Consider the following 13740-nt stretch of genomic DNA (forward strand, 5'->3'; position numbering starts at 1 on the left):
AGGTATTGCGATGCGTAGAACAAAACGTTACATATGAACGAAAAAAAACTACTAAACAATTGTTATGCACCACTAAGTTTCTTGTTTATGCTGCTGTTTTTTGCAGGCAGTGTTTGGGGGCAAGAAACAACCACCGTACAAGGTACCGTGACTGACGCATTTAATCAAGAACCACTACCGGGCGTGAATATCAGCGTGGTAGGAGGAACTCAATCAACCCATACCGATGCCAACGGAGCTTACCGCCTCCAAGTACAGGCAGGAAAAACAACCTTGCGCTTTAGCTATGTGGGCTATGAACCACAGGATTTACCGGTGAGCGGCAATCAACTTTCTGTAGCCCTCAAGCCGGCCAGTAATGATTTAAACGAAGTTGTAGTGGTAGCCTATGGTACCGCCAAGCGATCCAGTTTCACCGGTTCAGTAGCGGCAATTTCGCAGGATAAAATCGCCAATCGTCAGGTTTCGAGCGTCAGCAAAGCCCTGCAGGGACAGGTTCCCGGTTTACAATCAGTATCTTCTTCCGGACAACCGGGTACCGATGCCGAAATACGCATTCGCGGTATCGGATCGATCAACGCGTCAAGTGCACCACTCTACGTAGTAGATGGAAACCCCTACAGTGGAGATATTAACGCTATTAATCCCAATGACATAAAATCCGTTAGTGTCCTCAAAGATGCGGCGGCCAGCGCGCTTTATGGGTCACGTGGTGCGAATGGTGTGATCATCATTACGACGAAGGAAGGATTAAAGGACGGAAAAACCACGATTAATTTCAATTTTACCCAAGGAATATCCGACAGGGCAGTAAAGGATTATGAGCAAGTTTCCACCAACCAGTATTTCGAGTTATATTGGGAAGCCCTGCGTAATAAGAACTTATCCAACGGACTTGCTGCTGAACAAGCAGCACAGAATGCCAGCAATCAGCTCTTAACCGACCTCAATATTAACCCTTATGGGAGCAATTATCCGCAGCCGGTGGGTTTAGATGGTAAAATCGTTCCAGGCGCTACACCGCTATGGAATGACAATTGGGCAGATGTGCTACAACGCACCGGTCGTCGCACCCAGGCCGATTTAAGCTTTAGCGGCGGCAACGAAAAATCGAGCTACTACTTCTCCGGTGGTTACCTCAATGATCAAGGTATAGCCATTGAATCAGGCTTTAAGCGCTATAATGCTCGCATCAACGTCAACACACAGGCCAAGAAATGGCTCAATGCCGGTTTAAACGTAGCTGTTAGCAGTAGCTTACAAAAGTACCCGCAATCAGAAGATAGCAATACCGCCAACATCATTAATTTTACCCGCTTAGTACCTTCGTTCTACCCATATTACGAACGCAATGCAGACGGTTCCTATCGTTTGGACGAAAATGGCAACAAGATCTATGACTTCGGCGAATACCGTCCAAGCGCAGCTATTCCGCGTAATAACCTCGCAGCTTCTCTCCCTTTGGATAAAAATGAAATCCGTAGCGAAAATCTGTCCGGTAGAGCATTCCTCGAAGCGGTTATCACACCTGAATTGAAATTCCGCACGACTTACAGTATTGATTATATAAATCGTAATACGCACGATTATGTGAACCCCGTACTTGGCGACGGCGCAGAATACCAAGGATCTGTGGCTAAATCCAATCGCCGGAGAACTTCTTATACCTGGAATAATATCGTAACCTACGAAAAAACCTTTAACGAGCATCATCTGAATGTATTGGCCGGACAGGAATTCTATAAGTTTCAAAATACCGATATGGATGGCAGTCGGGAGCGCTTTGTATTGCCCGGTTTCTATGAGCCCGATGCGGCGTCTCAACTCAATTCCTTCAATGGCTTTTCGGTAGATTACAGCATGTTGAGCTTTTTAGGTAGGGTAGAGTATGATTACAAAAACCGCTACTTCCTTTCGGGGTCCTTGCGTACCGATGGATCTTCCCGTTTCTCACCGGATAACCGTTGGGGAACCTTCTGGTCGGTAGGCGCTTCCTGGAAAATTGCCGAAGAAGAGTTTCTGCGCAATAACAGCTTAATTAATCAGTTAACAGTTCGTGCAAGTTACGGAGCTCAGGGAAATGATAATTTATTATCGAACGGCAATCCCATCTATTATGCTTACCAAGGATTATATAGCATTTCCAATAACCTTGGCCAAGGCGGAACGGTTACGCAGCGTCTGCCCACGCCAACTTTGAAATGGGAAAGCAACCTGAACTTCAATGCAGGCCTCGATATCGCCATCTTAGATCAACGTGTAGCCGCCAGTTTCGAGTATTTTAACCGTAAAAGTAAAGATTTGCTGTATACCATGCCAAAGGCACCTTCTACCGGTTTTCCAGGTTATGATGCCAACATCGGTGCACTTCAAAATACCGGATTCGAACTTACCCTGCAAACCGTACCGGTTCGGAACGATAATTTTCGGTGGAATCTGGATCTTAATTTGGGACATTACAAAAACAAGATTACCGAATTGCCCAATGGCGGCAAACCTATCCCTAATGGTAACAAGCTCTTAGCGGTGGGAGGTTCTATCTACGACTTTTATCTGCCAACCTGGGCCGGTGTAGACCCGGCTACCGGCAGCCCGCTATGGTACAAAGCCGATGCAAATGGCAACCAAACAGCCGAAACGACTTCCGAGTATGGCCAGGCTGGACTTTTTGTTCAAGATAATTCCCTCCCTGATCTAGTAGGCGGATTCTCGAACACTGTTAGCTATAAGAACTTTGATTTATCCGCGCTGCTAAGTTTTAGCTTAGGGGGTAAAATATTGGATAACGACTATATTCAGCTCATGCACAATGGTAGTAGTCCGGGACGCGCTTGGAGTACCGAAATCCTGAACCGTTGGACGCCCGAAAACACACAAACCGATGTCCCCCGCTTAACAACGGATAATTTAACTTGGACATCTGCATCAACACGCTTTCTTTATTCCGCTACTTATGCGCGCTTAAAGAATGTAAGCTTAGGGTATAACTTTTCCAAACACTTAATCGAACGGTTGGGTATTGCCAACTTACGTGTGTTTTTACAAGGGGAGAACTTATTGACCTTCTATGGCCATAAAGGGATGGATCCGGAACAAACCGTTAACGGAGCAACTTATTTCAGATACCCGGCAATGCGTACCGTATCCGCTGGATTACAGCTTACTTTGTAGTTGTGGGGGTTAGGTGCTCGTTGTTAGTTATTGGTTGTTAGTTATTGGTTACTGGTTATTAGTTATTGGTTACTTGTTGTTAGTTTTTGGTTTTGTGTTGATTCAGTACCAAAACTAATAGCTTAAAATCAAAAGAAAAAAATATGATACGAAAAACAATATATATCCTTAGCGTGCTCAGCTTACTACTGACCGCCTGCAGCAAGGATTTGGAAACGGCACCTACCGATGCGGTTGCCGATTCGGAGATTTATAAAAATGTCGATAATATCGAAACCGTTATCAACGGTACCTGGAGTTATTTAAATGATACCTATTTTACCTATGCCAATCCAGGTTACACCGCTTTTATGCGTACCGGTGATGCGATGGGGAGTGATGTGGCTGTCACCACCAAATACGGTTATCGAGATGCTTACGCCTTTACCGAACTGTATAATGCCACTACGAATCGAGTTAAATCGTTCTGGACCCTGCTTTATAAAGTGATTGACAATTGCAATAACGTCATCGCTAAAGTAGATGCGGCAGCGGGGGACGAAGTGAAAAAGGCGCAATTAAAAGGGCAAGCCAAGGCCTTGAGGGCTTTCTGTTACCTCAATTTGGCTACCTATTACCAGTTTTCTTATCTCAAAGATCAAACGGCATTGACGGTGCCTATTTATACTGAGCCAACAACCGTTGAAACCGAAGGGAAACCAAAGGCTACGTTGGAGGAAATCTACACCCTTATCAAAAGTGATTTACAGGACGCACTAAGCTTATTAGCTGAATATACAAGACCAAGCACAGAAAAATATCGCATTGATCGTGCCGTTGTCAATGGCTTGTTGGCGCGAACTTATTTAAACACAGGCGACTGGCTACAGGCGGCGCAGGCCGCAGCAGCAGCACGTGCAGATTACAGTTTGATGCCGGCAGCAAATTATAGCGATGGGTTTAATGATATGCAGAACGTTGAGTGGATATGGGGACATGGGCAAACCAATGAGCAGAATACGGCTAGTTACACATTTCATTTTCTGGATGTATCCTCATCCGGTTCGTATTACTACAGCTTTATGGCTGATCCATACTTCAAGAACTTTTTTGACGAACAAGATATCCGCAACGGCTTGTTTGAGTGGGATGGTTTACCCGGTAGAGAAGGCTTTCTCCGTTATAAGAAATTCAAATTCAAATCGAACCTGATTGGCGACATCGTGTATATGCGTGCAGCGGAAATGTACTTGATTGAAGCCGAAGGTTATGCAAGAGCCGGTCAAACAGAACAAGCGATTACCGCATTGAATACCCTACGGGCAGCCAGGCAAGCCGTTTTATTCACGGGCGGTTCGGCTGACGACTTGCTTCAAGCCATTTTAATTGAACGTCGGAAAGAACTGTGGGGAGAAGGCTTCTCGTTGTCCGATATCTTACGTACACAAGGTAAAGTAGAGCGAAAAGCCTATGTTGATGCGCAAGGGAACCCCATTAAAGTTAATGTAACGACCCCCGATGGAACCAGCAAGACCGTCAATGCCCAAGGGCATCGTATTTTACGTTTTCCCGATGGCAGTGATTTTGTTGCCAATAGTAGGTACTATCTCTTTGCCATACCATTGGAAGAGACCCAGCAGAATCCGAATTTATAATAATAGTAATAAGAAAGGCGGGGAAATCCCGCCTTTCTTATTATTGTAAGTTGATTCGAATACCAATTCGCTTATAACGCTCGCTGGCTTTTACACGCTCATTTCCGGTTAACTCAAGAACAAGCTGTACTGTACCGGCTGCTGGAGTAAAATCCAGCACATTAATTTTTAATAGCGCAAAGCTGCTATTTGCTGGTAGTGTGGTAATGTTTCCTTCCGGAAGACTGTAATGCATACCCTCTACAGCCGTTGATTCCTCGCTTACTACACGAAAAGCCAAGGCCTGATCATCTCTGAGTTGTTCTCCAAGTAGATTGACCCGATAAGTCTTTTCGCCCGAGCCATTCCTTAAAGCCGTTAATAATGGATAATCTTTACCGGCTACATTATTATTGGTAGTGGCATCTTCAAATTCAACAACAGCCTCGCGGAACTGGAAATCCTCTTTATGATCTTTCATACATCCTGTCCAAATCATCGGAAGTACGAGACTTAATAGATATATCAATTTTTTCATTTTAATCATTTTTAATAACCTGGGTTTTGTGTTACTTGCGTATTCGGTACCGCCTCTCTTACCGGGATGTTGGCTAAGATTCTAAAATCACTATGTTGGACATTTCCGGATTCTTTTATAATATCTCTGCCCAAACGTTTAAGATCGAAAAAGCGGTGTCCCTCAAAAGCCAGTTCCAATCGGCGTTGCAAAATAATGTCGTTAAAAAGGGCCTCACCGCTATAGCTTGCTAACCCAATACCGGCACGCTCCCTGATTTTATTGAGTTGTTCGCGTGCTGCAGCTTCGTTATAAACCGCACTACCCGGCGTTGCATAAGCTTCAGCCATATTCAGAATTACTTCAGGAAGACGTATAACCGGAACATTGTCGATATTATTAATCCCGCTTCTACTCACAAACTTGGTGATTTCCCAACGACTGCTATTACCGCCCAATCCACGCACAATTAACTCTCTCCGTACATCATTCGCATTGTATTGGCTATAAAGTTCATCACTCACGACCACGTTGCCATGGCTTACAGTTGTTGTCGATGTAGCGGTCATGCGGGTGGTGAAAGTAGCTCGTAAAGATTCGTTTGTTGTATTGGAATGATCCGCTGCCAGCACAAAAGCTACTTCAAAAAAAGATTCCGGGTTTTTATCCGTTCTCCAAGTATTAACAAATTGTTCCGTTGGGACTAAAGACAAACCGCTGGTGCTGATAGCCAGCTCCCCTTCACTTATTACTTTGGCCATATCTCCGCGGTATAAAGCAACACGTGAATACAAAGCATGGGCAGCAGCTAAAGAAGCAAACGTTTGATCCGTGATCCTGTTGTTATTGGTAGCTAACAATAAAACAGCCTTGTCTAGTTCACCGTAAATAAAATCATATACTTCGCCAACCGTAGGGCGCGATGAATATTCTATTTGTGCCGTATTGAGGACCCCCTTATTGATGATGGGAACACCTCCTCGATCGGAAGGTTCCACGATAGCCGTTGGATCATAAGCATAGGCTTTCATCAAGGTGTGATATACCAAGGCACGCAGAAAATGTAACTGTCCGGCAATATTGTTTTCATAAGCTTCGTCACCATCATAGGCCTCCAGAGCCTCTAAAATTAAGTTAGCCTGATTGTTTATATAATAACAATACTGCCAAGTTTCTGTCTGTATGTGCGACCCAGCTTGGTTGATACCCTGTCCTACCAAGCGGTTTCCTGCACCGGTGTTTATGGCATTGTCGGCCAATAACTCCGGTATAGCAATTAAATCACGACCATAAAGGCCAACTTCACGTAAGCGTGAATAAACACCGTTTACAGCTGCGTCAATCGCTTCCTGACTACTTAAGGCTGTGTTCGAGTCAATGGCATGTTTAGGATCAACTTCCAAAAGTTTATTGCAGGATACGGTACCGAGAACAAGTCCTGCTAGCATCACTATAGTTATAAATTTCTTCATGATTCAATTTCTATTAAAAACCTACTTGCAAACCAAAGGTGTAGCTTCTTAAGGGTGGAATAGCTCCTTGATTGGAGGTAAAGGTCGCGTTAGGCGATGGATCAATATAAAATTCGGGGTCATAACCCGACCATTTAGTCCAAGTAATTAAATTAACGCCTTGCGCGTAAACGCGGATTTGGCGCGCTTTGATTTTAGCCGCTACATGGGCGGGGAGGGTGTAGGCCAGGGTCAACGTCTTTAACCGAATGTACGAAGCGTCCTCCAAAAAGCGACTGCTACTACGGTATTGGCTCGCCATATTGGATTCGGAACCCCCATCAATCGGACGTGGGCTATCTGTTACCTGCCCGGGTGTGGTCCATCTATCAAGGAAATTGCTTTCTAAGCCATTGCGTAAGGTCGCCGCATTGCGCATCCAAAAAGTGTTCTGCGAATTGTATAGATCGCGTCCATAATCATATTGGAAAAAGGCCGATAACTCAATCCCTTTATAGCTAAACGTATTAGTGAAACCACCGTACACATCACTCAGTTGGCTACCATAAACTTTCCAATCGGCCGGGCTCACTGGGTTGTAGGTGATATTACCATCCCCATCGTACCACATTGCCTTTCCTGTAGCAGCGTTTACACCGGCATATTGAGCAAGAAAGTAAGAATACAAAGGCGATCCCACACGAATGGTTTGATCGCCCGGTAATACATCCAAGCCATCATACAGTTTCGTCACCTGATTATCGATAAAGGTAATATTGAAACTAGATGTCCAATTGAAATCGTTACTTTTGATATTATGTGTGTTCAGGGAGAATTCAAGCCCTTGGTTTCTCAATTCACCGAGGTTCCGTGCAATGTTAGCATATCCGCTGGTATAGGGTAAGGGTTGTTCCAATAGCAGATCTTTACTGGTCCTTCTGAAGGCTTCTGCTGTAAAAGCCACTCGGCTATTAAAGAAAGCCAAATCCAAGCCGATATTATACGTAACATTACGTTCCCATTTAAGATCTTGATTTTCTACACTGCTCGGACGTATGCCAGGTAATGAATTATATGGGCCATTGCCACTGTATAGACCACGTGAGGCAAAATTATCTACCTGGTCGTTACCTGTTTCACCATAACTTAGACGCAGTTTCAATTGATCGATCCAAGGTGTTCCTTTCAAGAAATCCTCCTGATCAATTGCCCAAGCACCTGAAATAGAAGGGAACCAACCAAAGCGATTGTTGGCACCAAATCGGGAAGAACCATCATATCGAAGTACTGCGCTCACAAAGTACTTTTTATCATAATCATAGTTGGCCTGTCCAAAAAATCCCAGGCGTTTAAAGCCACTCCAAGTACCAGTTACACTAACCGGGGCTGCGGCTGCTTCCATAGTTTGAAATTGAAAAGTAGGAAAACCTTCACCCGAAGAGAAGTTATAGTCGCGCGTTTCGCTTCTATATTCGACTCCCAGAATTCCAGAAAGTGAATGCTTATTATTGATAACCTTATTATAGTTAAAAGTTTGATTCGTCATAAAGTTGATGTTTTCATAACTTCTGATCTGAAGTAAACCTCTACGAGCAAAACCGTCAATGGTACGCGGATCTGTATAATTGGCAGCGAAGACCGTCCGGTAGTCGAGGCCATAGAAGGACTTGAAAGATAAATCCTTGGTGATCCTAGCCGTAAAAGCCGTATTCCCAACTAAGGATCGCGTGCGACTTTTAATCTCATTGACCTCTGTTGCAAAGATGGGGTTGTGGCGCATATCACCCGGCAGCCCGCTAGTTGGAGCATTAAAAGAGCCATCCAGATTATATATTGGCACAAAAGGTAACATCATCGGAGCCGCGTATTGCGGTGCAGCAAAATTACCTGTACTTCCGCCGCTGCCCGAAATCCCGTTCTGTACCACCGATCCAAAACTTGAGTTAAAATCGACCGTTAGCCAATCAGTTGCTTTATGACTGATATTAGCTTTCGCGGTAGCTCGGTTAAAATCCAGTCCGATAACAGCTCCTTGTTGCTTGTTATAAGATCCCGATAAAAAGACGCTGGTCTTTTCCGTACCACCGCTGAAAGACAGCTCATAATTTTGAGAAGAACCATTTCTAAACGCTGCATCTTGCCAATCGTAGGTGGGTAAAGCCGCTAAATCAGCATCGGAAAGTGTAGGATCTAAGCCAAGGCCTGTCAGCACATTTCGACGATTTACCGAGTCCATTCGATTTGGGTATCTGTTTTTCACCGCTTCCATGCGTGCCTGCAAGAACTGTTGTGTAGACATCATATCTATGCTCGGCATGGGTGCCGTAAATCCAATATACGTGTTGAAATTGATTTGGCTTTGTCCGGCTTTCCCCTTCTTCGTAGTAATAACCACCACACCATTTCCCGCCTGTGCGCCATAGATGGAAGCCGCGGCAGCATCTTTAAGTACCGTAATCGATTCAATATCATTATTGTTCAGAAAGGCGAGCGGGTTGCTGGCAGTGGTAGTTGTGGTGGTGGTACTGTTCATCTGTACACCATCAATAATAAACAAGGGCTGGGTGCCTGCAGTTATTGAGCCTACACCACGGATGTTCATTTGCACCGGTGCGCCGGGTACCCCGCTGGCTGCGTTTATTTGTACACCGGCTGCCTGTCCTTGCATAGCGCGGTCAAAAGATTGAACCGGAATGTTCTCGATTTCCTTCGCGCCTACGGTTGCAACTGCCCCCGTCACTTCCCGACGACGTTGCGTGCTATAGCCTGTTACGATCACTTCATCCAAGTCGGCTACGTCAGCGGTCAGACTTACCGAAATAGATATCTTTTCCCCCGACCTTACTTCATAACCGGTAAGTGTTTTTTTCTCAAAACCAATATAACTGAACGTAAGTGTGTAAGGTCCATTGGTCGGCAAATTTTCAAAATTAAAAATGCCACTTGCGTTAGTCATGGTAGCCGCTGTGTAGTTGTTGGCTCCTTTAAGCTGCACCGATACTCCCGGAATGATCTCGCCGTCTGCATCCGATACAGCTCCACTGATACTTCGACCGCTTTGCGCTGTCGCGAACAGATGGCTAAAAAGGATGGTAAGCAGCAACATGACCGGTAATCGGCATTTTAAAAATGTAGGTGTTTTCTTCATGCTTGATTGGGTTAAATTGTTTTATTTAATGAGTAATCTATGGTGTGTAGTGTCGTTCTCCAATGTTAGCTTGTTCATTAATACGATGTTTGTTAACTCTTTTTCCAGCGATCTACTTTTGATGACATATCCCGTAAAGAATTTCTTACGAACGGCATCCTTATTAAAATTGATTGGGGTATCAAATTCTTTGCTAAGCACGGTGAACACAAAGCTTAATGGTTGTTTATCAAATAGTAGGCTATCTCCTTTGCGTGTTACCGTTGATGTTGTATTGATAAGTGGTTTATTCGTTTTTTTAAGTTCTTTACGGCGGAAGTTCGTTACACTGGAACCTGTAGGTGTCAAGGTGTATTGTTGACCTGGTATAAGAATCGTTCTTTTCTGATGGTTTTTATTGCGAACGCTTATTTTGCCTGTTAGTAACCGAACTGATACCTGATCTTGCTTTGGAAAAGCACTTATTTCGAATCGGGTACCCAACACCGTAGTTTCTACGTCTTTTGCCAATACTTTAAAAGGATGTTCCGGATCATTTGCTACATTAAACACGGCCATTCCGGTAAGGGTAATGGTACGATTAGACGTGAAATCAATAGGGAATTCGATTTTACTGTTTGGTTCCAGCTGAATATCGCTGCCGTCTTCCAAGGTAAAAAATAAGGTTTTATCACTTATGTTCTCTTTCACTTCACTATTGCCTATCGTAGCAATCTCCTTATTTTGGATTAGGACTTTCTTTTGGTCTCGCTGCCTTTCATAAAGCAGGTGAATGGCCCCCAGTGAAAGCAGGACGATGGCTGCTTTATAAATCCATGGACTTAGGCGATAAACACGGTGTTTTTTATCGTAACTATACTCCTGTAATGTCTGTTCCCACTCTGTTTCGGGTAATAACAGCTCAAAAGCCTCGGGATGAGTTTTTAGATAATTTGCTATACGTTCCGCTTCTTCAGCGTTGCATTTATTTTCGAGAAAGCGTTTGAATAAGTCTTTATCTAGCATACCGTATCATTCTATTGAAGCAATACGGTTTAGAAGGGAAGAAACCCCTGCTCATTGGAAATTAAAATTGAGAAATTATCAAAAGAATAGGGAAAACAATGCTAGAGCGCAATTTTTTAAGCGCTTTTGTCATATGATCTTCAACTGTTTTGACCGAGATGTTCATTTGAGCGGCAATCTCTTTGTTCGAATAACCTTCTACTTTACTTAAATAAAAAACTTTTTTTCTGATAGGAGGCAAGTTGTCCAAATGTTTTATCAGGTCCTCATAGGCCAAATTGGAAAGCGGTGGAAGTTCTGGGTCGATTCGATGGCTTAAGTCGTGCGATAAGGACAATTTTACCGCACGCTCATGCGCTTTTTCACGTAAAAAATCAATTAAACAAGTTCGCGTTATTCTAAATAGTTGTGTAGTTATAGGAAGTTCCGGTGAGAGATGGCTGCAATATCGCCAGAATTTGATAAAGGTAAGTTGCATTATCTCTTTGGCGTTCTCCTCTGATTGTGTCTTCTTAACGAGGTATGAATAAACCGGATGTCTAAAGTGCGTATAAATATCTTGAAAGGTTCGTGTACATCCTTCTTTTAAGCGTTTTATTCGGTTGATTTCATCGATATGTATAGTCTTTGGTTGAGTCATTGCGGAAAAACAATGTAAAACTAGCGTTTTTTGTTTTTAAATGATCTTTTTTTGTTTTTTTGTCTTTTTTTCGGACTACCGTATCGTTATCTGTAGTTGTTGTTGGGTTTTGTCTTTGTATTTTTTGGGATTCTCGTCTTTTATCCTGGTTTCTTTCTTAGAGGAGAGGGTATAATTCGTATTGATTTCCGCACTTCATTGCATTGCGGTAAAAGTGGTGAAAGAGCTAAGCCGCCAACGACTTATTTTCGTTTCGATTTTTTTAATTTAGCTAAGGCATAGCCTAACTCATCCATCTCTTTTATTTTAAGGAGATAGGCCATTCCGAAGAAACCGATGATCGCAGTCAGTACCCCTAGAATCAACTGCATAAATGGGCGGTTCACCAGCAGCATGCTTCCGTAGCTGCAGCATGCCATGCCTATTGTCGCAATAATAACCTTATAGCAGTCCTTCAACTGTTTCAAAGGGCCATAACCGAACAAAATGCCGGAAGGATAGGCATTAATAAAATAGCTTAGGGTATTTACTATAAAACTTCCAATCACCACAGCTTTTGTACCGAGCGGTAAGGTGATGAACATGGCAGCGATGATAATCGGTAGTTTAGATAAATCCGTCTTTAAAAAAAGATCCGAACGTCCCACGGCATTCAGTAGGTTCAGGTTCAGCGAACTAATGGGGGTAAACATGCGCGCCAGACATAACCACTGCAATAAAGGCGCTGCAGGTAACCATCTTTCTGTCAGGAAAAGCAAAATAAAAGGCTTCGATATCACGGCGAAGAGTGTCATGCTCGGAAAAATAATAAAAGCCGTCATGGCTACCGTTCTGCTGTAGATGCTAATAAGCTTCTTCCGATCTTGCTGAATAGCAGAAAAAAGAGGAAAAGTAACATTCGTGATAATAAGGTTGATTGTTCCCGAAGAAAGCTCGGCCAATGAGTTGGCCCGTGCATAAAAACCTAAGGCCTTGGAGTGATACCATTTACCGATCACGATGGTGTATACGTTCGTCAAAACCGTAGAATACAGGCCCGCAGCGAGAATTTTGGAACCATAACCGAACATTTCGCGAAAAGCTTGCCATGAGAAAGCCCAACTTGGACGCCACTTGGCTTGCAACCACATGAACATAGAGGTGGCTAAGGTGAGCGATAGGTTTTGTCCTACCAGCGCCCAGACGCCGAAATCATCATATGCCATATATAAACCCGCCGCGCCGCTTATAATGACGGCCATCACGTTGATTTTTGCCTGTGTTTTAAAATCGATATCAATAAGCAGCTTGGCGCGCTGTACTACGATAAAAGACGCAATAATGAATTGCAAGCCCATAACTCTTGTTAAGGCTATCAGCACCGGCTGATGGTAAAACCGGGCAATAAAAGGTGCGGAGAAATAAAGAATAACATAGATCAACAGACTAACTACGATGTTAAAATAAAAAACCGTGCTAAAATCCAGCTGTGAACAATCCTTTCGTTGTACAAGGGCTTTGCTAAAACCACCTTCTATAAAAAGCGTTGATAAGGCTAAAAATATGCTTAGCATACCTACCAGACCGTAAGCTTCCGGACTGACCACCCGCGCGATCAGTATGCTGATGATAAAGCTTACTCCCCTTACCAGCATATTTTCCAAAGAATTCCAGGCGAAACCTTTAAATGCTTTTGTTTTAAGCGACATGTGTAATGGATAACAGCCAAAGCTCCCTCAAAAGATTCGTTATTGCAAGAGGTGGTTTGTTATTGTGTATTTTTGTATACATTTCAGGACATTAAATAATGTTTAAAAAAAAATGAACTTACTGTTGCAAATATCGAAGCAAACAATTAGGTTTGTTTATACCTAACAAGATGTGATATAAACCATTAGAGGGGCTAGCAAGCACAAATCGTTTTTTACGTGTTGTGAGGAACTGGATGCACGGGTTGTGTTCCAGGTGTTTATGGAGTAGCTAACAGATTATTAAACTTTTTTCAAATCAACAAACCAAACACATGATGTCTTTTATTGTTTTTACGGTAGTCCTTTTTATAGCGCTTTGGGGTTGGATCGCTTATGAATACCAACATGCAGCGACTATTTCGTTGGAGGAAGAAATAGAATTGGATGAACAATTGCGAAGATCGTCTTACACGGAAGTGTATGATACGGAATCGAAAGTATGAGTGTGCTTAAAAATAAAACACG

9 protein-coding genes are annotated in these 13740 nt (G+C 43.3%); 3 read left to right on the forward strand and 6 right to left on the reverse strand.

Going from position 1 to position 13740, the window contains the following annotated elements; genetic code table 11:
• The first annotated feature begins 33 nt into the window (after positions 1–33).
• Positions 34–3171: a TonB-dependent receptor gene (locus FKG96_RS05800; RefSeq protein ID WP_013665058.1), complete on the forward strand. Its 3138-nt coding sequence runs from the start codon at positions 34–36 to the stop codon at positions 3169–3171.
• Positions 3172–3314: 143 nt separating this feature from the next.
• Positions 3315–4805 (forward strand): RagB/SusD family nutrient uptake outer membrane protein, encoded by a 1491-nt coding sequence (locus FKG96_RS05805; RefSeq protein ID WP_130854380.1) that lies wholly within the window; start codon positions 3315–3317, stop codon positions 4803–4805.
• A 40-nt stretch (positions 4806–4845) separates the two neighbouring features.
• Here FKG96_RS05805 and FKG96_RS05810 read toward each other — a convergent pair whose 3' ends face one another.
• From FKG96_RS05810 to FKG96_RS05835, 6 genes are all read right to left on the reverse strand, one after another.
• Positions 4846–5322, reverse strand: coding sequence for a DUF4843 domain-containing protein (locus FKG96_RS05810; RefSeq protein ID WP_165446890.1), 477 nt, complete (start codon positions 5320–5322; stop codon positions 4846–4848).
• 11 nt (positions 5323–5333) lie between these two features.
• On the reverse strand, positions 5334–6773 hold the full coding sequence (locus tag FKG96_RS05815; protein ID WP_242627102.1) for a RagB/SusD family nutrient uptake outer membrane protein: 1440 nt from the start codon (positions 6771–6773) through the stop codon (positions 5334–5336).
• A 13-nt stretch (positions 6774–6786) separates the two neighbouring features.
• Positions 6787–9900, reverse strand: a complete 3114-nt coding sequence (locus FKG96_RS05820; RefSeq protein WP_149105199.1) for a TonB-dependent receptor — start codon at positions 9898–9900, stop codon at positions 6787–6789.
• A 21-nt stretch (positions 9901–9921) separates the two neighbouring features.
• The gene (locus FKG96_RS05825) at positions 9922–10905 is read right to left on the reverse strand and encodes a FecR family protein (RefSeq protein ID WP_149105200.1); all 984 of its coding nucleotides are present in this window, start codon (positions 10903–10905) and stop codon (positions 9922–9924) included.
• A 61-nt stretch (positions 10906–10966) separates the two neighbouring features.
• Positions 10967–11545, reverse strand: coding sequence for an RNA polymerase sigma factor (locus FKG96_RS05830; RefSeq protein ID WP_130854376.1), 579 nt, complete (start codon positions 11543–11545; stop codon positions 10967–10969).
• Between the two features lie 242 nt (positions 11546–11787).
• On the reverse strand, positions 11788–13233 hold the full coding sequence (locus tag FKG96_RS05835) for a lipopolysaccharide biosynthesis protein (RefSeq protein WP_149105201.1): 1446 nt from the start codon (positions 13231–13233) through the stop codon (positions 11788–11790).
• 314 nt (positions 13234–13547) lie between these two features.
• Here FKG96_RS05835 and FKG96_RS26670 point away from each other — a divergent pair, with 314 nt between their 5' ends.
• The gene (locus FKG96_RS26670; RefSeq protein WP_165446889.1) at positions 13548–13718 is read left to right on the forward strand and encodes a hypothetical protein; all 171 of its coding nucleotides are present in this window, start codon (positions 13548–13550) and stop codon (positions 13716–13718) included.
• Positions 13719–13740: the final 22 nt, after the last annotated feature.

The sequence above is a fragment of the Olivibacter sp. LS-1 genome, assembly GCF_008245145.1.
Lineage (GTDB): Bacteria > Bacteroidota > Bacteroidia > Sphingobacteriales > Sphingobacteriaceae > Olivibacter > Olivibacter oleidegradans.

Coding starts and splice junctions, on each gene's coding strand:
- FKG96_RS05800 (WP_013665058.1), top strand. CDS start 34: ATGAACGAAAAAAAACTACTAAACAATTGTTATGCACCACTAAGTTTC.
- FKG96_RS05805 (WP_130854380.1), top strand. CDS start 3,315: ATGATACGAAAAACAATATATATCCTTAGCGTGCTCAGCTTACTACTG.
- FKG96_RS05810 (WP_165446890.1), bottom strand. CDS start 5,322: ATGAAAAAATTGATATATCTATTAAGTCTCGTACTTCCGATGATTTGG.
- FKG96_RS05815 (WP_242627102.1), bottom strand. CDS start 6,773: ATGAAGAAATTTATAACTATAGTGATGCTAGCAGGACTTGTTCTCGGT.
- FKG96_RS05820 (WP_149105199.1), bottom strand. CDS start 9,900: ATGAAGAAAACACCTACATTTTTAAAATGCCGATTACCGGTCATGTTG.
- FKG96_RS05825 (WP_149105200.1), bottom strand. CDS start 10,905: ATGCTAGATAAAGACTTATTCAAACGCTTTCTCGAAAATAAATGCAAC.
- FKG96_RS05830 (WP_130854376.1), bottom strand. CDS start 11,545: ATGACTCAACCAAAGACTATACATATCGATGAAATCAACCGAATAAAA.
- FKG96_RS05835 (WP_149105201.1), bottom strand. CDS start 13,233: ATGTCGCTTAAAACAAAAGCATTTAAAGGTTTCGCCTGGAATTCTTTG.
- FKG96_RS26670 (WP_165446889.1), top strand. CDS start 13,548: ATGATGTCTTTTATTGTTTTTACGGTAGTCCTTTTTATAGCGCTTTGG.